We start from the raw sequence: 18,543 nt of genomic DNA on the forward strand, positions 1-18,543 counted from the left end.
CATCAGTCTACTTAGGAGCGATCTAAGTAGTTGGACTGCTCCTCGTCGATATCGGAGATTAGAGCTGTGACCAGGTCACGGTTGTCCTCCAGCAGGACTGCGGCATCATCGCGGGTGCGCTCAATAATCTCGCCATCGGTGGTGAGATCCACCAACCCCAGGCCAGTTGCCAGACCTGACTGATCGTCGCCCAACAAGTCACCAAAACTGCGCGTAGCCAAGTCGAGCTCTGCTAGCTGAATGCCGTCATTGGTAGCAGCAATGCGCTCAAGTCGGGTGCGCTCGGGAGTCTGGTCGTGCGTGTGCGTGCACAGGAAGCACAATCCCCCGCGGTCGCCTCGACCAACGCGGCCGCGCAACTGATGAATCTGCGAGATACCGAAGCTCTCGGCCTTGCGAATCATCATCACCGTCGCCTCGGGAACATCCACGCCAACCTCAATGACCGTCGTGGACACCAGCACGTCCAACTGCCCCGCCGCAAACGCCTGCATGACCGAGTCCTTGGTCTCCGGGGACAAGTTGCCGTGCAACTGCCCGATACGCAGGTTCGGCAACTTCTTCTGGGCGCGCTCATAGACGGCTTCCACCGATTCGTCGAGGAATTGCTCCGAATCACGCTCAATGCGCGGGCACACAATGAAGGCGCGGTTGCCCTTGGCCACCTCTTCGGCAATGCGTTCCCACGTGCGCGCCTCCCAGCGCGGCTTCTCCAACGTCGGCACGACAAAGGACTGAATCTCCTGGCGCCCATGCGGCAATTCCGTAAGCTGTGAGACCGCCAGGTCACCGAAAATAGTCATCGCCACGGTGCGCGGAATCGGGGTCGCCGACATCACCAGCAAATGCGGTGTCAGCCCATTTCGTCCCCGACTGCGCAGCTGATCGCGCTGACGCACACCGAAGCGATGCTGCTCATCGACCACCACAAGACCGAGGTCAAAGAACTCCACGCCATCACTGAGCAACGCATGCGTGCCGACGACAATATCTGCCTGGCCGTTTATTGCTTCCAGTAGCGTCTGCCTGCGCTCCTTGGTACCCATGGAGCCTGTCAGCAGTCGCACATTGACGTCCACCCCCGCTTTTTCCAACATGGCAGATAGCGACCGGTAGTGCTGCTGAGACAGCACTTCAGTGGGAGCCAACATGGCACACTGACGGCCGGCATCGACGGCCTGCAGCATTCCCAGCAGAGCCACCACGGTCTTACCGGAGCCGACCTCACCGGCCAACAGACGGTTCATGGGAATATCTGCTGCCATATCCCGGGCGATGTCGGCGGCGACGGAGCTTTGGCCGTCGGTAAGCGAAAACGGCAAGCCCTGGCGGAGTTTCTCGCGCGCGCCTGCCGCGACCTCTGTGCACACCGGCGCGGTGAGACTGGCTTGGGTGAGTTTGCGTGCTCCGACGGCGAGCTGGAGTTCCAGGGCTTCGTCGTATTTCAGGCGTGCAATGGCGATGTCAGGGCCTGCGACGGAGGGAAAGTGTGCGCCCCGCAGTGCCTGATCGAAGTCGATGAGCCCTTCCGGTGTGGTCGGCAGTGGTTCTGGCTGAAGCGGTAGCCACTCTAAGACGCGCTGCATATATAGCGCTAAGTGGATTCCTGCCACGCCCTTGCGTCCACGGTAAATGGGCAGATACGGACGTGTGAGGAGGCGCTGCATCTCCGCCACGCCTTTTGCGGACTTCGTCAATGTTGCCAACTTGCCCGTTGCCGCACCGACGGAGCCGTCAGGTTTGAGCACCATGCAGTCGACGTTTTTGAGCTGCAGTTCTCCGCGAAATTCACTGAGCGTACCGACGATTAGCAGGCGCACTCCTTGGTAGAGAACATTGCGCAGCCACTCGGCGCCGAAAATTGCAGCGGGCAGTAGCCGCACGCCATCGCTGACGATTATTTTCAGAGGCTTACGGCGATCCGGCACAGCCGGCGCGGGGGCGACGTTATAGACCTCCACCACCGTGGTGATGGTGTCGCCGATATCGGAAAACGACACGTCCAGGCTTTTGCCCTGCGCGACGTAGCGCTTCGGGAAGTTCGTCAACGCGTCCGCAACGGTCTCCATGCCGAACGCCGTTTTCAGCTTCTTCGCAATCTTCGGCCCCACCACGATATTTAGGGGTGTTCGCGCATAATCCGAACCAAGCCAGCCGAGCATCGCGCTACTCGACTCCAATCTGCGCACGCTCGGCAATTCCGCTGGCGTCATAGGCCACGACTTCGACCTTAGAGCCCAGCTGCGCACGCAGTTTTTCCACGTCCGTGGCCGTAGCGCCGTCACCGAGCAACACCGTCACCAACTCACCACCGCTGTCGAGAAGCTGCGCGGTCGTCTCCATCATCGCCTCTGCCAACGGCTTATCGACGGTCCCCGCGACCGCAGCCGACCTCGTGCCATTGGCGGCCTCCCCCATGGCATATGCCGCAACGGCTAATGGCAAGTCGACGGAGTGCACAGCCAGGGCTGCAAGACCGGCTGGGATGGAATCAGTGCTCACCACTGCCAGTGCTGGTGTGGCGGCACCGGCGCTGAGCTCAATGTCGGCTAACTCCTGCTCACTGACCAGGCCATTGGGCAGCAAAATAGCTTCATCGGCTCCGCGAATGGAGGTCAGCACCTTTGTGACCACATCATCGGCGAACTCTTGGTCGGCATTGTCGGCATGATTACGCGGTGTCGGGCTGATTGCAACTGCACCGGCCGAGGTGATCAGATCGGTGAGTGCGCCCGCCGGAACCACGACGATAATGACACGCTGTTGCTCGGGGGCAGCCACGGGTTCATCGAGAACCTCAATGCGAATCCCCTCAGGGCGGCCAAAATCGAGCGCCGCCTCAATGACGGCACCGGGCTCAGTGGTGTGGATATGCACCATGTGCTGAGCGTCCTCATCACTGTTGGAATCGCCAGCGATAATGAGCGAATTGCCCAGTGGCTCCAACCGACCGCGCAGTTCAGCCACTGCCTCGCTGCCGGCCATGCGCAGCAGGTACATCACTTCCATTTCGATGGTGTTCATCGATGGTGCATCGACATGGAGATCGACTGGGGCGGCTACGCGGCCGCTGATTTCGTCGGAAAGAGCGTCGAGCAAGATAACCAGGCCAGCGCCACCGGCGTCGACCACGCCAGCTTCCCGCAGCGCCGGCAGCTGAGACGGGGTCTTCGCTAACGCTTCGCGCGCGGCCTCCGCAATCGTGTCAGCGATTTCGGCAACCGACTCGCCTCCGTATTCCTCAGCCGCGATGGCCGCGTGGCGCAACACTGTCAAAATGGTGCCCTCCACGGGATTCGCAATGGCATGAGAGACATGGCGAACCGCCAACTTTAAGGTGTGCTGCACAGAACTGACCCCAATGCCATCACCCGATGCAGCCTCCGCCATAGCGCGGAATACCTGCGAGAGCACCGTTCCGGAATTGCCACGGGCACCGCGCACAGCACCTGCGGCAAGCGCTGCGGTCACGGCTCGAACATCGGTGACATCGACGGCGCTTGCTTCCTCATATGCCGAGGTTAAAGTGGCAATCATGTTTGATCCGGTATCGGAATCCGGCACCGGGAAAACATTGAGCCCATTGATTTCATCACGGCGACGTTGAAGTGCATCGATACCGCGGGCTACCCAACCGACAATGGCGGCAGAATCAATCTGCGAAGACATGAATCCTTATCCTAGCGTCCAGTCAATAGGTGCAGCACCCTGTCGGACCAAAGACTCATTGGCACGACTAAATGGTCGGGAGCCGAAGAAACCACGCGATGCCGACAACGGCGACGGATGTGGCGAACAAATGCAGTCCACCCCTGGCAGCCACTTCTGCAAGCTCTGCGCATCGCGCCCCCAGAGGATGGCAACGAGTGGCTGATCACGTGCGACCAGCGCCTTAATCGCATGTTCGGTTACCTTCTCCCAGCCCTTGCCGCGGTGCGACGCGGCTGCGCCTGGACGCACAGTCAGCACTCGGTTGAACAGTGCAACGCCCTGCTCACACCACGGAGTCAGGTCACCGTTAGACGGTGTCGGCAAACCCAAATCGGAGCTGTATTCCTTAAAGATGTTCGCCAGCGAGCGCGGCACTGGGCGCACATCGGGCTTGACCGAAAAGCTCAGACCCATCGCATGACCTGGTGTCGGGTATGGATCCTGCCCAATGATCAGCACCTTGACCTGGTCAAACGGGTACGTAAAAGCCCGCAGAACATCAGTTCCAGCAGGCAGGTAGCCGTAGCCAGCCGCATTTTCTTCCCGCAGGAACTGCCCCATGCGATGGATATCGTCCTCGACAGGAGCCAGCGCTTTTCGCCAACCCTCTTCGACCGGCAACGGATCCATGTTTTTAAACCCTTTCTGTTAGAACGAAACCCAACCGGAATCACACGCTGGGCGGTGCCCGTCGATAAGCACCGAATCGAACTTTTCCCTTGTCACTGAACCGATAGCGCGGAACCCCGTCGGTGGTTCGCCCGGTGTTGAGCCGATGAGTGTGTGATCCTCGCCGCCGGTAAGCACCCACTCCCACGGGTCACAGCCGAGAAACTCACCGGCGGCAATCTGCAGTTCATCAGGCGCGATTGCCGAACCATCGACCTCAACTGTCACGCCCGAGGCGTGCGCGATGGCCTTCAGGTCGACGACCAGCCCATCGGAGTTATCTGTCAGTGCCCGAGCACCCGTGGCCCGCGCCGTCGAACCTCGGCGGTACTCAAACTCCGGTGTGCAGTGTGCCTCTACCAGCTGCGCAAACTCCGCAGGCACCTTCGACGGCCCGCCACAGGCTTCCAACAGCGCAAGCCCCGCTGCGGAATAACCAATGCGCCCCGACGCAATCAACGTGTCCCCCGGTTTTGCGCCGGAGCGCAAAAGTGGCCGCCCCAGACCACCGAGTTCCCCCATGGCGCTGATTGAGATCACCAGCGAATCGCCACTGACTACGTCTCCGCCGACCAGCTCTGCCGGGCATTGTTTGCCCTGCTGCCACAGCCCCTCGGCGATACCGGTGACAACGCTGACCGGCGTGGACAGCGGTGCTGAGATGGCAAAAAGCATGGCGGTCGGCCTGGCACCCATCGACTCGATATCGGCAAAATTTTGCACTGCGGCTTTGGCCCCCACCTGTTGCGGGGTGGACCAATCCAGACGGAAATGGCGCCCTTCCACCAACATGTCGGTAGAGGCCACGAAGCGAGCATTGGGAGTTGTCTGCGCCAAAACAGCGGCATCATCACCATTGCGCGCTGATGGAGCGATGGCGCGAATAGCTTCAATAACGCCGAACTCTCCAATATCGGCAATGGTCGGTTCAGTCACAGTAAAGTGTCACGATCCTTATTAATTAACGTTATGTCTTAGCGGAAATTTTTCCGTTTGCACCCAAATCTTGGCGATAGCCCACGGCCACGTAGAATCAGGCCTATGGTAGACGCACCCCAACCGGGAGAAACAGTTCAGTCCAAGGGTAGCCGGAGACGAGCCGCTATCGCACTCGTTATCGCCATTGTTGCTATCCTCGGCGTCATTTTCGCCGCAAAGATTTTCCAAGATTCCCAGGCCGCAAAGCCAGTGGCAATCTCCAACCCGGAATTGCCCGCTGATGATTCGCCTGAGTGCGCCGCTCTCCTCGACCGCCTGCCTGACCACGCTGCCGGACTTGTCCGCGCGGAACTCGCAGATCCGGCGCCGGAAGGTGCAGCTGTGTACCGCAACCTGGAGCAGGATCGCATCACGCTTCGCTGTGGTGCACCGGTGCCGAGTCAATACAACGAGCTGGCCACCACCGAGGACATCGACGGCATTAAGTGGCTCCGCGTGGTAGACAGCACTGATGACTCACTGTCGACGTGGTTTACTGTCGGCCGCGAGCCAGTAGTAGCCATCACGCCAGAGGGCAATGCCGATGCCGAGGATGCCTTGCGCGATTTGTCTGAGGCGCTACGCCCGGACTCTGAGTACAAGAAGTCCCCTGAGCGCGGTGGCGTGCCGCTGGCGGAGTTGGCCGCACCGGAGGCCGATAATCGCTGCAGCGGTCTCGAGGCTGCACTGCCGCGCGACCTCGGTGAACGCCATCGCCTGAGTGACAAGGAAATGCCGAAGGGCCTGCCAAAGGACATGGTGATCTGGGGTGGCACTCCGGCAGATCCTGTGGTTCTGCGCTGCGGTGTCGACGAGCCAGCGGGCTACAGCGCCACCACGCAGCAGCTGACGCAGATTGGTGACATTGTCTGGTTCAACGAACCATCGCTGTCCTCTGGTACCTCGGCCACCTGGTACGCGATGGGCCGCGAGCGCTTCGTCGCCGTTCACCTGCCGATGTCGGAGACCGCATCACTTATGCCAGTGCTGTCGTCGGTCATCGCCGACAACCTGGAAAACATCTCGCCGAGCGAGGAAAAGTAAGTTATCGCCGAGCTACCAGCGCCCGCTCAATCAGGGCGCTGAGCAGCTCCTCATAGCTCACCCCGGAAGCCGCAAACATCTGCGGGTACATCGAAATCGGGGTGAAGCCCGGCATGGTGTTGACCTCATTGATCAGTGGACCGTTCTCGGTGACAAAGAAGTCCACACGAGTCAGCCCATCCGAACCGAGCGCCCGAAATGCGCGGCGCGCATCGGCTGTCAGCGCCGCCAGCACATCCTCCGGCAGCGGTGCCGGAATCTGGGCGGAGACCACATCGTCCAAGTACTTGGTCTCGAAACCGTAGAAGCCCTCATCAGAGTCCTCAGTACCTCGCAGCAGCGCGGGCACGGATACTTCCACGCTGCCGTCTGCACGCTGCAGCACGCCAATTTCTACCTCAGCGCCGTCAATGCCGGCCTCCACGATGACCTTCCAGTCATGCTGACGAGCAAGCTCCAGTGCCGCATCCAGTTCATCCCACTCGGCCACCCGAGAAATGCCGATGGACGATCCACCGCGGGCAGGCTTGACAAACACCGGCAGCCCCAAGGTCTCCTTGTCTTCGTCGGAAAGCGCTTCGCCCTCGTGCAAAATGACCTGCTTGCCAATCGGCAGTCCCGCCGCGTGCAGCAGATTCTTTGTGCGTTCCTTATCCATACCGGCGGCGGAGGCGAGGACACCGGGGCCGACGTACGCGATACCGGAGAGCTCAAATAAGCCCTGAATCGTGCCGTCTTCACCGTTCGGACCGTGCAGGACAGGGAAAATAACGTCGACGGTGTCAAACACTTCGCCGGCACGCGAACCCGTGACATAACGGAATTCGCCGCGGCGCGCAGGGCTGGTACTCAGCGCAATTTCCTCACCCGGAACAACCTCAGGCATGGTGCGTCCCTGTGTGCGCAGAGTGTCGGTGTCGTGCGTGCCGACGGTCCAGACGCCATCTTTGGTAATGCCAACGGGGACCACTCGGAAGCGGTCTGTATCCAGGTGATCCATGATTGCGCCGGCCGATACACAGGAGACGCTGTGCTCCGGGCTCGCGCCGCCGTAGATGACGGCGACGGAAATGCGGTCGGCAGAGGTGCTATTCGACGAAGTCATGGTGACTAAGTTTAGCCCCGAGCCGCCTTAATTGGTTACTCCGCCTTGCGGCTGCGCCCCATCAGATCTCGAATAATCTTGTCAACCTTCTCGCCTTCGTGGCAAACGGCGTAAACGGCCTCGGTAATTGGCATTTCCACGCCATTGCGACGAGCCAGATCGCGCACGGAAATCGAGGAGATCACGCCCTCGGCGACCTGTCCGCGCGTGGCGTGCTGTGCCTGCTCCAAGGTGTCTCCACGACCGAGGCGGTCACCGAAGGTGCGGTTACGCGACAGCGGCGAGGAACACGTCGCCACTAGGTCGCCCAGGCCCGCCAGACCTGCGAACGTCTTTTCCTCGGCTCCGACGGCGTTGCCCAGACGCATGATTTCGGCCAGGCCACGGGTAATGATGGTCGCCAGCGTATTTTCCCCCAGCCCCTGACCAGAGGCCATACCGCAGGCCAGCGCAATAACGTTCTTACAGGCACCGCCAATCTCACAGCCGATGACATCGGTGTTGGTGTACGGGCGGAAGTAATTGGTCGCCACCGCCGCCTGAATCATCTTCGCGTTGTTCTCATCCGTGCAGGCAATCACTGTCGCCGCCGGCTGCTCCAGCGCCACCTCACGAGCCAGGTTCGGACCGGACAGCACAGCAATGCGTTCCGACGGCAGTTCAGTGACCTCCGCAATGACCTCACTCATACGCAGGTGCGTCTTCTTCTCCACTCCCTTGGCCAGGCTGAGCAGAATAGTTTCCGGCCCGAGGAGGTCTTTCCACTTAGCCAGGTTCTCGCGCAGCGTCTGGGAGGGAACACCAAGGACGACGACGTCGGCGTCGGCAAGCGCGTATGCAGCATCGGAGGTCGCCTCGATGTTGTTCGGCAGGAACAGCCCCGGCAGATAGTCGTGATTTTCACGCGAAATCTGAATGCGCTGTGCCTGCTCTTGGCGCCGCGACCACAGCTTCACCGGATTTCCGGCATCGGCAAAAACCTTGGCCAGTGTCGTGCCCCATGAGCCGGCGCCCATTACTGCAATCTGTACCATCGTCGCGACCTCTCATCCGTTACTTAAAATTGTGAGCGAGTTCCCACAAGTCTAGCGAGACGTGCTCCCGCCAGCGATACTAAACTAGGTCGGCGATACAGCACTGAAAGGGGATTCACGATGATGCACGAAGAGGACAAAGACCTTAAGGGCGATACATCTGTGACTGGCCGCCTGCGCCAAATTCCGACGAAGCCAGGCCAGGACGTGACCAAGCCGACCTACGCAGCAGGCGCAGTTCTGTGGCGCGGTGATGTCAAGAACCCTGAAATTTGTGTCATCCACCGCCCTTCTTATGACGACTGGTCTCTGCCGAAGGGCAAGCTCGATGCCGGTGAGAATCTGATTGCCACCGCTGTGCGTGAGATTTGGGAAGAAACCGGCTACGAGGTGCGCCTGGGCAAGCTCGTCGGAAACGTCTCCTACCCTGTCGCAGGCCGCACCAAGCTGGTTTGGTACTGGACCGCCGAGGTTATCAATGGTGACTTCGAGCAGAACTCCGAGGTCAACGAGCTGCGCTGGGTTTCCTGGGACGAGGCGGAAAAGCTAGTTTCCTACGAGCTGGACCGCGGTGTGCTGCAAAAGGCCCGCAAGCGCATGAACAATGAGCCGGACACTCGTCTGATTCTGGTGCGTCACGGCCGCGCTCACCGTCGCGCCAATTGGAGCGGCAACGATGCGCTGCGTCCGCTGGATAAGAAGGGCCGCCGCCAGGCTGAGCTGTTGGTCTCCGAGCTGGAGGGATTCCGCCCAGAGCGCATCTACTCCGCTGAGCCGGTTCGCTGCCAGGACACCGTCGCGCCGTTGGCCGCTGAGCTGGGTCTGCAGGTCACCGTCGACGAGCGCCTCGGCGATAACCACTGGATTGCCAACCAGGTTGAGTCCAAGAAGGCATTTGAGGAGATTGTCGCCCAGGGCGGCGTCAGCGTAATTTGCTCACAGGGCATCACCATCCCCGATCTGCTGGCAGCTTGGTCCGCCGAGGGCACCCTGCCCTTCGATGACGAGATTCTGTGCAAGAAGGGTTCGGCGTGGGTGCTCGGCTTCAACGACGGTGTGATGACCACCGCCGATTACTACGCCTCTGCCCTGCCGGTGAAGTAGTTTCCTAGAGTCTCGGATTCATTGGCTCTGACTCCAGCGCCAACACGCCGAAGACCGGGACATGGATCCGATGCAACGGCTCGCCAGCCGCCAGACGTTCCAGCGCCTCAATGCCCAGCGCATACTCGCGCAGCGCCGAGGACTGCTTATGCTGCAAGTTTCGCTGCTTCAGTCGCTCCAGACGTTGCGGGTGCAGGTAGTCATGACCGTAAATCATGCGCAGATAATCCCGTCCGCGCACCTTCATGCCCGGCTGTGCATGCCGTGATACTCCTGCGTTTTCCATCGGCTTGACGACGATTCCCTCGCCACCCGATTCCGTTAGCTGCAACCACCACTGCGCTGCTGCCTGCGTTTCCTGGGAGTCGCCGGGGTTCAGCACGTAGCGACGGGTGTGCCGGAAAATCTCACTGTCAGCTGCAACCAGTTTGTCCGCGATGTCAAGGTGCCATGAATGTGGCTGGTGGTGCCACGTGGCATCTTCACTGGCCAACACTTGGAACGGCGCGAACTGAATGTTCTTGTCGCTGTCGACATAGCGGTTATAGGCGGCACGGAACTGCTCGAGTTCACGCAGCGTCTGATCAGGCGCCGGACCATCGACGTCTACTCCCCTCGCAGTTGCCGCATGGAGGGCTGCGGTGAGTTCGGTCGCAGCACCAATACCTGCGGCAGCGGTGGGCGCGTAGAGGTCGTCGATAAGCCCCTGTGCCTTCAGATTCCACGGCAGCATTTCACCGTCGAGCAGTACCCAATCGCCGAACTGCTCAAACAGGCCCGCGTGCTCGGCGGCTTCCGTCATTTTCTTCAGTGCTGGATTATCCCCATTGAAGAAAGCCCGACCCGTGCGGGTGTATGCATAAGTGGCATCGCCAAAACGAGTCGTTGCTCCAGGGCGGACGAGACACAGTACCGCGCGGGACCCCATGTGCTTTTCTTGGCAAATCACCTGGTCAGTGTGCTCGGTATAGTAGCGGAACGCCTCTTCCGGGTGCTCCAAGAAACCGTCCCGCCGCGCAGTCGGCGCCGGTGACATCGTCGGTGGCAGGTAGGGAATCTTTTCTGGGGCAAGCGTAAAGCGACTGATGGTTTCCAGTGCCGCGGTGGCACGGTCATCATCAATGCGGATGCGACCATGGCGGGAAGTCTGAATACCGTCGATACCGAGTACGTCGGTAATCCGCAGCTCGGACTCTGGGCGCTCTGGCGTGCTACGCACGGGTGCTTCCCACCACGTCTGTGCGGCATCGACCTGCACGGTGTCCAGTTCTGGGTAGCGCAGTGCAGAGAGCTTGCCGCCGAAGACACAACCGGTGTCAATGCACATAGTGTTGTTGACCCAGCGCAGCCGCGTAGTCTCCATGTGGCCATAGACCACGCGGGCACTGCCGCGATAGTCAGCTGCCCAGTCAAGGCGTTCAGGCAGGCCGTTTTCATCGAGGTTTCCAGTTGTTGCTCCGTAGAGCGCGAACTCGCGCACCTTTCCAGAGGCACGACCATGAAAGTACTCCGGCAGACCCGCGTGGGCCACCACCAGGGAGCCGTCGTCAAGCACGAAGTGCACGGGCAAGTCGTCGATAAAATCGCGCACCTGCTTGCGGAACTCTGGGGTTTCGCCTGACAGCTGCTCCAGCGTTTCGGCCAATCCGTGTTTCGTCGTGACGTTGTGGCCGTCGAGCGCGCGCACCAACTTCGAGTCATGATTTCCCGGCACACAGAGCGCATTTCCGGCACCAACCATGCCCATGACCAGCTTCAATACCGCAGGACTATTCGGACCGCGGTCCACCAAATCGCCGACGAAAATAGCCGTGCGGCCATCGGAGTGATGAGCATTTTTGCCGTCCGCAGACAGCTCATATCCAAGCTTGCCCAGCAGTTTGGTCAACTCGTCGAAACAGCCATGGATATCGCCAATGATGTCAAAGGGACCGTGGAGATTACTGCGGTCGACCTTCAACGGTGTGCGTTCAATGGTGACATCATTGATTTCCGCCGCAGAATTGAGCACGAAGACATTGTGAATCTTCTCCCGCTTGATGTGCTTCAGCCCTCGGCGAAGGTCACGGTGCTGGCGCTCCAACACTTTGGCGCCGAAATCGCGGTCAGTGCGCTCAGCATGCCGCTTCTTCACTTCTGCCAACGGCAAATTCAAAACAATCGCCGCGCTCAACGCATTGTGGCTGCGCGCCAGCTTCACCAGCCGAGCGCGGTCCTGTGGCTTCACATTCGTCGCATCGACCACCGTGAGCAGACCTGCGTCGAGGCGCTTACCAACGATTGACTCCAGCAGCTCAAAGGCAGGCGCGGTCGCCGCTTGGTTATTCGGGTCATTGGAGACAATCCCGCGACAGGTATCTGAAGAAACCACCTCAAATGGGCCGAAGTGCCGCGCCGCAAAAGTCGACTTACCGGCACCTGAAACACCAACCAGCATGACCAGGCTGAGGTTCGGAATAGAAATCACGCTCATGATTAGTTCTCCTCCGCCACGGTGAAATCGTAGGAAAATACTGCCATTTGTGTCGGTTGACCATGCGTTTGATCTATGTCACCGATGCCGTCAAAATCCACCAGATAGTTGAATTTCTCCGCCACCGTCTTCGCCCACTGCTGAAATTCAGCTCTGCTGAACTCAAATCGGTGATCCAAGTGACGGAATTCGCCTTCCGCCAAATTTGGATAACACGCGTTGTACTCGCTATTAGGCGTGGTGACGATGACATATTGCGGGCGCGCATGCCCAAAGATATTGCGTTCCAGCGCAGGCAGGCGGTCTATATCAATATGCTCAATGACCTCCATCAAAATGGCCACGTCCATATCCGCAATGCGCTCATCGGCATACGTCACCGATGACTGGAAAAGCTCAAGCCGCTCAGCTTTGCGCTCCGGCATGCGGTCCACATTTAGCGCCTTGTGCGCCTTGGCAAGTTCCACCGGCGAGACATCCGTGCCGACAACCTGCGCGATTCGCGGATTCTCCAACAGCGGCCCGAGCAGCACGCCAGAGCCACATCCGATATCCACCACGCTGCGCGGGCGCAGTGCATTTACCTCGCGCAATACGCGCTCTTGCCGCTGACGATTCAGCGGTTTTTCGCTTCTATGCACGTCGACATTCCCGGCGAGCTTGACGACGGCTTCGTTGACCAGCCCTCGCTGATCAGCAAGGTAGCGTCCCAGGATTTTCTCCCGCTGCGGATGCGTTGGCAGCCAGTCCTGAGCTCGGGAGACCAACTTATCGATTTCACGGTCATCAACCCAATAGTGCTTCCCGCCATCGAGCACAGGCAGCAAAATATACAGGTGATTGAGCAAATCGCGCACAGTTGCGGAGCCCGAGAGAGTCACCGTCGGTGAGAACTTCTGACCTGCGATATTGTTGGAAAAATCACACGCCACCACCCACCCGAGCGGCTCAAATAGGGCACGGATTTCTTCCTCTGTTCCGGGCACCGCAGCGACCGTCGCGGTGAGCTCGCTTGCGGCTTCGTCGTAATGCGAGGGCTTCCCCATCGTCATCGCCGTAGAAAAGACGGACTTCAGCGCCACGGTCAGAAGTGATGACGCTGCCCACTGCCGGTCATTGATGTAGCCGGTCAGATTGAATGTATCGGCGCGGTACTGCTTGAGGCGAAGCAGCTCATCGCGATCGATAACAACCCACAGGCTCGCCGTGCATTCGCTATCGGTGGCCTGCGGGAAGAAAACCCTGGCGACACCGAACTTTAATGTGGCCTCATGCACGCGATCGGGATGCTTTCGCAGAATAAATCCCAGATCACGTGCAGAATCATCAGGCCGAGCGTGTTTGGTGATTGCCAGATACATGCGGCAAGTCTAACGCCGCCGCAGATTGAAATGTTCGTTTTTTTCGAACAGGAAGACTACAGCGTTTTCGGCTTGTGGGCCGGACGATTCTTTTCGTAGGCCACAATATCCTCTTCATTGCGGAGCGTCAGGGAGACGTCGTCAAGCCCCTCCATCAGACGCCAGCGAGTGTAATCGTCAACCTCGAACGGGAAGACCTGATCGCCTGCCTCAACGGTGCGGGTCTCCAGGTTGACGGTGAGCTCCATGCCCGGGTTGGCTTCGAGCAGCTTCCACAGCAGCTCGACGTCGGACTGTTCCATCTGTGCAGCCAGCAGACCGGACTTGCCGGCGTTGCCGCGGAAGATATCGGCAAAGCGGGAGGAAATGACGACGCGGAAGCCGTAGTCCATCAGCGCCCAGACGGCGTGCTCGCGAGAGGAACCGGTACCGAAGTCCGGTCCTGCAACGAGGATGGAGCCCTTGGCGTACTCCGGGCGGTTGAGCACGAAGTCGGACTCGTTATTGCGCCAGTTGCTAAACAGGCCATCTTCAAAGCCGGTGCGAGTAACACGCTTCAAGTAGACAGCCGGGATGATTTGGTCGGTGTCCACGTTGGAACGCTGCAGAGGAACGCCGACGCCGGTGTGAGTATCAAACTTTTCCATGGTGAGAGGTCCTTAGAAGTTCTGTGTGGGGCTAGGTGTAAAAGTTCGGCTGTTTACAGATCGGCTGGCGCGGCGAAATGGCCTGCCACTGCGGTAGCTGCTGCGACTGCCGGGCTGACCAGGTGGGTACGACCCCCCTTGCCCTGGCGGCCTTCGAAGTTGCGGTTGGATGTCGAAGCACAGCGCTGACCTGGGGTGAGCTGGTCCGGGTTCATGCCCAGGCACATGGAGCAGCCCGGCATACGCCATTCAGCACCCGCTGCTTCAAAGATCTTGTCCAGGCCCTCTTCCTGAGCCTGCGCGCGAACCTTGGCAGAGCCGGGGACGATGAGCATCTGAACTCCGTCGGCAACCTTACGGCCCTTCAGTACGTCGGCAACTGCGCGCATGTCCTCGATGCGGCCGTTGGTGCAAGAGCCGACGAAGACGACGTCGACGTTGACATCGCGCATCGGAGTGCCGGGCTTGAGATCCATGTACTCCAGTGCCCGCTCGGCGGCGATGCGCTCGGAGTCTTCGGCAATGTATTCCGGATCTGGGACTTCCTCGCCCAGCGGGACACCCTGACCTGGGTTGGTGCCCCAGGTGACAAATGGAGTCAGTGCAGAGCCATCGATTTCGACAACCTTGTCGAATTCGGCGTCGTCATCCGTGACCAGCGACTTCCAGTACTCGACGGCCTCGTCCCACTGCTCGCCCTTCGGAGCGTGCGGACGACCCTTCAGGTACTCGAAGGTGGTCTCATCAGGAGCAATCATGCCGGCGCGAGCGCCTGCTTCGATGGACATGTTGCAGATGGTCATGCGGGCTTCCATCGACAGCTTCTCAATGGCCTCGCCGCGGTATTCAATGACGTGGCCCTGACCGCCGCCAGTACCGATCTTGGCGATAATCGCCAGAATCAGGTCCTTTGCAGTAACGCCGTCCTGCAGCTCTCCGGTGACGTTGACCGCCATGGTCTTGAAAGGCTTCAGCGGCAGCGTCTGGGTTGCGAGAACGTGCTCAACCTCAGAGGTGCCGATACCGAAGGCCATTGCGCCGAAAGCGCCGTGCGTTGCCGTGTGGGAGTCACCGCAGACCACCGTGGTGCCCGGCTGAGTCAGGCCCAGCTGCGGGCCGACGACGTGGACGATACCCTGCTCGGTATCGCCCATCGGGTGCAGGCGAATGCCGAATTCCTCGGCATTCTTACGCAGAGTTGCAATCTGAGTGCGTGAGGTCGGTTCCTTAATCAGATCGATATTGCCACCGGAAACGGTGGTTGGAACATTGTGGTCCTCGGTTGCGATCGTCAGATCCGGACGACGAACCTTGCGCCCTGCCAGACGAAGACCATCGAACGCCTGCGGGGAGGTAACCTCGTGGACGAGGTGGAGATCGATGTAAATCAGATCGGGTTCTCCGTTTTCGCCCTGCTTGACTACATGGTCACGCCAGACCTTCTCGGCCAGTGTCTTCGGGCTAGTGTCCGTGGTGCGCATAGTGGGTGAGCCGCCTTCCGGATATATCGCTTTTATCTCAAAGTATGAGATGTTAATATCATGGCATGGGACAGATTAGCACATCCGAGACTCCAGCCCTAAGCGGCATTAAAGTTCTCGACCGTTCAGTACTGATTTTGCGGTCGGTAGCAGAAACTCCGCGCACACTTGCAGAACTGTGCGAGGACACCGGGCTTCCCCGCGCCACCGCCCACCGTCTGGCCACCGCGCTGGAAGTACACCGCCTAGTCACCCGCACTCCCGATGGTCGCTGGACGACTGGTCCCGGGCTCACCGAGCTCACTCCCGTCACCACGGACTTGCTTGCCGACGCCGCCGCGCACATCCTCCCGAAGCTGGTTGAGGTCACCGGCGAATCGGTGCAGCTTTATCGACTAACGGGTGATACTCGCACCTGCATTGCCTCCATGGAACCGGCCACCGGCCTGCGCAATACAGTGCCGGTTGGGTCCCGCATGCCGCTGACCGCAGGCTCTGCAGCACGCGTGCTGCTGGCCTTTGGCCCGGAAAAACTGGCGCAGCGCGTGTTGCCCGATGCCGACTTCTCCCAGCAGGACCTCGAGGATTGCCGCAGGCTTGGCTGGTCGGAATCTATGGGTGAGCGCGATCCCGCGCTTGCTTCCGTTTCCGCGCCGGTTTTTGATACGCATCACCGCATGATTGCAGTACTGTCCGTCTCCGGTCCGGTTGAACGTATGACGCCGTCGCCCTATGAATGCTGGGGTGCCGATGTACTAGCCGCAGCTAAAGATATGAGTTCCCGCCTGTAATGCCTGCGTACCGCCACCTCGTCCTCCTTCTGTCCATGTTCGCGGCGGTGGGCTCGTCGGTAGTCCACATGGGTGTGCCCTTCCTTATCCCCTCTCTGCAGGACACCGGCCTCAGTCTGTCGGTCGCAGGTCTTATCGCCGCAATGCCGGCAGCCGGTGTTGTTGTCACACTCATTGCCTGGGGCTGGTTCGTTGACCGCTACGGTGAACGAGCAGCCCTTTTTGCAGGCTTGTCCTCTACTGCCGTAACGACGGGGCTTGCGGCCCTGGCTGCGTCGAAAAGCCCTGCCCTACTCGGCGGCGCGCTCTTCCTCGCCGGTTGCGCGGCGGCAAGTGTGAATTCAGCATCAGGGCGTGTGGTGTCGGGATGGTACCCACCGCATCAGCGCGGCACTGCAATGGGCATCCGACAGATGGCGCAGCCACTCGGTGCCGCCCTGTCCGCCGTGACTTTGCACCCGCTGGCACAGAATTACGGAATCGGCGGCGCACTTGCCATGCCGACGATTCTGTGTACCGTGCTGGCAGTGTTGGTGCTAGTGGGCGTGAAGAATCCGCCGCGCCCGGACACCTCGAATCCCGCTGTGACGGCTAGCCCCTACCGTGGTAGTCGCTACCTGGTGCGCATTCACATTGCTTCGGCGCTACTGTCCTGGCCGCAGTCGATGATGGGGGCCTACATTTTGGTATGGCTGCTATCAGTGGGCTACGCCGATGCCACGGCGGGCACAATTGTCATGGTCGCGCAGTTGCTCGGCGCCGGATCGAGGGCTGTGATGGGAGTAATCTCTGACCGCGTGCGCTCCCGCATCAAGCCGTATCGATGGGTTTCCGCCACTACCTTTGTCCTGGCAGTCACCATGATTATTGTCGGCTGGGCTGACTGGCGTGCGTTTGGCACGGTCATCATCTGTGCGCTCGCGGTCGCCGTTGTCAGCCCCAACGGCCTTGCTTTTACCGCCGTGGCCGAATACGCGGGACCGTTTTGGTCTGGGCGTGCGATGGGCACGCAGAATACCTTTCAAAACATCATCTATGCTGCTACCCCACCGCTTTCCGGCGCCATCGTCGGCGCGGTCGGCTTCCCGGCGCTCTTTGCCGTCACCGCGCTCTTCCCCGCGGCTGCTTTGGCAATTGCACCGCGGGAGGACGAGAGCCGCGATGGACGGGTCGAGTTGGACTAAGCGGCCTCAGCGATCTTCTGCGCCTGGTGCGCAGACATTGCCCACGTGCCAAAACGGGCCACACAGATTACCCAGTGAATTGCCAGCAGCCACAGCAGTACGCGGCTGGCAATGAATAGCCAAGTAGCTTCGGTGGTAATAAACAGCAAGAAAGTACCCAGGCTGAGCGTGCCCACGGGGAAGGTCGACCCCCACCATGCAGGGCTGTAGCCAGCCCAACGGAATACGGCGCGACCGAACCGTCGGAAAGCGATGAGCGCCATGAACACGCCCAGAATCAGCACGACTGCGCCATAGACGGTGGCGAAACCCGGATTGAACAGCAACTGTGCAGCAGCCGTGGACTGTCCCACGACGCCGAGTGGAATCCACGTGGTGCCAGCGAGGCTGTCAGGAAGCGGCATCCGACCGCGCAGCATTGCCAGGTAGCAGCGCACCAAAATCGGCAGCACGGTAATCAACGTCCACCAGAAGAAAGCCTGAGCGCACACGTAATAGAAATTGCCGTAGATGAAGCTCAACTGCGCGCCACTAGTGGCTGCGACCATCGGTGCGACCAGCGCGAGACCCCACTGAAAAGTCGGCTCACCTTCGAATCCACGAAGCTGACGGATGCTGACAATGACCGCCAGCGGTGCGCCAATCCACCAGGACACCAACTGCCACAGGCTGTTGGTAAAAAGTGGCGCTGCGGCGGAACCGAAGGCCAGAATACCCATGGCCAGCATGCCCCACGGAGCCATGAGCTTTGAACGAAACGGCGGATTTTTGAATCGAATCCAGCCGACAATCATGAAGCCGAGAATGCCTGCGGCAACAATGAAAAGTATGAGTGGAATCACCGGCCAATTGTGGAGGTGAGCCAGTGAAGCAAAAATCGAGGTGCCCATCAGCGACCCAGCCCATGCAGGACCGGGTGGCGCCAGCACATCACGATGTGTGGATTTTGTCATGAGTACAC

The 18,543-nt window shown here is 59.9% G+C and carries 15 protein-coding genes; 4 read left to right on the top strand and 11 right to left on the bottom strand.

Going from position 1 to position 18,543, the window contains the following annotated elements:
- Positions 1 to 11: 11 nt before the first annotated feature.
- From Q4E11_RS01895 to Q4E11_RS01910, 4 genes are read right to left on the bottom strand one after another with little or no spacing between them, the layout of a single operon-like run.
- Positions 12 to 2,213, bottom strand: a complete 2,202-nt coding sequence (locus tag Q4E11_RS01895) for an ATP-dependent DNA helicase RecG (protein ID WP_303163156.1) — start codon at positions 2,211 to 2,213, stop codon at positions 12 to 14.
- Positions 2,167 to 3,669 (bottom strand): DAK2 domain-containing protein, encoded by a 1,503-nt coding sequence (locus tag Q4E11_RS01900; protein ID WP_303163157.1) that lies wholly within the window; start codon positions 3,667 to 3,669, stop codon positions 2,167 to 2,169. Before Q4E11_RS01900 ends, Q4E11_RS01895 begins: the two co-directional genes overlap by 47 nt.
- A gap of 6 nt (positions 3,670 to 3,675) precedes the next feature.
- Positions 3,676 to 4,341, bottom strand: coding sequence for a uracil-DNA glycosylase (locus Q4E11_RS01905; protein WP_303163158.1), 666 nt, complete (start codon positions 4,339 to 4,341; stop codon positions 3,676 to 3,678).
- A gap of 18 nt (positions 4,342 to 4,359) precedes the next feature.
- Positions 4,360 to 5,316, bottom strand: coding sequence for a thiamine-phosphate kinase (locus Q4E11_RS01910; protein ID WP_303163160.1), 957 nt, complete (start codon positions 5,314 to 5,316; stop codon positions 4,360 to 4,362).
- Positions 5,317 to 5,421: 105 nt separating this feature from the next.
- Between Q4E11_RS01910 and Q4E11_RS01915 the strand changes: the two genes are divergently transcribed.
- The gene (locus tag Q4E11_RS01915) at positions 5,422 to 6,402 is read left to right on the top strand and encodes a DUF3515 domain-containing protein (protein ID WP_303163161.1); all 981 of its coding nucleotides are present in this window, start codon (positions 5,422 to 5,424) and stop codon (positions 6,400 to 6,402) included.
- A 1-nt stretch (position 6,403) separates the two neighbouring features.
- Here Q4E11_RS01915 and Q4E11_RS01920 read toward each other — a convergent pair whose 3' ends face one another.
- Together Q4E11_RS01920 and Q4E11_RS01925 are read right to left on the bottom strand one after the other, a co-directional pair.
- The gene (locus Q4E11_RS01920; protein WP_303163163.1) at positions 6,404 to 7,507 is read right to left on the bottom strand and encodes a D-alanine--D-alanine ligase family protein; all 1,104 of its coding nucleotides are present in this window, start codon (positions 7,505 to 7,507) and stop codon (positions 6,404 to 6,406) included.
- A 35-nt stretch (positions 7,508 to 7,542) separates the two neighbouring features.
- Positions 7,543 to 8,541: an NAD(P)H-dependent glycerol-3-phosphate dehydrogenase gene (locus tag Q4E11_RS01925; protein WP_303163164.1), complete on the bottom strand. Its 999-nt coding sequence runs from the start codon at positions 8,539 to 8,541 to the stop codon at positions 7,543 to 7,545.
- Between the two features lie 123 nt (positions 8,542 to 8,664).
- On the opposite strand from Q4E11_RS01925, the gene Q4E11_RS01930 reads away from it, so the two are divergent.
- Complete coding sequence (locus Q4E11_RS01930; protein WP_303163483.1) at positions 8,665 to 9,645, top strand: NUDIX hydrolase; 981 nt, start codon at positions 8,665 to 8,667, stop codon at positions 9,643 to 9,645.
- A gap of 4 nt (positions 9,646 to 9,649) precedes the next feature.
- Here Q4E11_RS01930 and Q4E11_RS01935 read toward each other — a convergent pair whose 3' ends face one another.
- The 4 genes from Q4E11_RS01935 to leuC are packed head-to-tail and all read right to left on the bottom strand — an operon-like array spanning position 9,650 to position 15,607.
- Positions 9,650 to 12,118: a polynucleotide kinase-phosphatase gene (locus tag Q4E11_RS01935; protein WP_303163165.1), complete on the bottom strand. Its 2,469-nt coding sequence runs from the start codon at positions 12,116 to 12,118 to the stop codon at positions 9,650 to 9,652.
- A 2-nt stretch (positions 12,119 to 12,120) separates the two neighbouring features.
- Positions 12,121 to 13,479: a 3' terminal RNA ribose 2'-O-methyltransferase Hen1 gene (locus Q4E11_RS01940; protein WP_303163167.1), complete on the bottom strand. Its 1,359-nt coding sequence runs from the start codon at positions 13,477 to 13,479 to the stop codon at positions 12,121 to 12,123.
- Positions 13,480 to 13,535: 56 nt separating this feature from the next.
- The gene (leuD, locus tag Q4E11_RS01945; protein ID WP_303163168.1) at positions 13,536 to 14,126 is read right to left on the bottom strand and encodes a 3-isopropylmalate dehydratase small subunit; all 591 of its coding nucleotides are present in this window, start codon (positions 14,124 to 14,126) and stop codon (positions 13,536 to 13,538) included.
- A 53-nt stretch (positions 14,127 to 14,179) separates the two neighbouring features.
- Positions 14,180 to 15,607, bottom strand: a complete 1,428-nt coding sequence (leuC, locus tag Q4E11_RS01950) for a 3-isopropylmalate dehydratase large subunit (RefSeq protein ID WP_303163169.1) — start codon at positions 15,605 to 15,607, stop codon at positions 14,180 to 14,182.
- 65 nt (positions 15,608 to 15,672) lie between these two features.
- On the opposite strand from leuC, the gene Q4E11_RS01955 reads away from it, so the two are divergent.
- On the top strand, positions 15,673 to 16,398 hold the full coding sequence (locus Q4E11_RS01955; RefSeq protein ID WP_303163171.1) for an IclR family transcriptional regulator: 726 nt from the start codon (positions 15,673 to 15,675) through the stop codon (positions 16,396 to 16,398).
- Complete coding sequence (locus Q4E11_RS01960; protein WP_303163173.1) at positions 16,398 to 17,582, top strand: MFS transporter; 1,185 nt, start codon at positions 16,398 to 16,400, stop codon at positions 17,580 to 17,582. Before Q4E11_RS01955 ends, Q4E11_RS01960 begins: the two co-directional genes overlap by 1 nt.
- On the opposite strand, the gene Q4E11_RS01965 is transcribed toward Q4E11_RS01960, so the two are convergent.
- Positions 17,579 to 18,535: a hypothetical protein gene (locus tag Q4E11_RS01965; protein ID WP_303163175.1), complete on the bottom strand. Its 957-nt coding sequence runs from the start codon at positions 18,533 to 18,535 to the stop codon at positions 17,579 to 17,581. The genes Q4E11_RS01960 and Q4E11_RS01965 overlap by 4 nt on opposite strands.
- Between the last annotated feature and the right edge of the window lie 8 nt (positions 18,536 to 18,543).

This window comes from Corynebacterium sp., assembly GCF_030532195.1.
Classification (GTDB): Bacteria; Actinomycetota; Actinomycetes; order Mycobacteriales; family Mycobacteriaceae; genus Corynebacterium.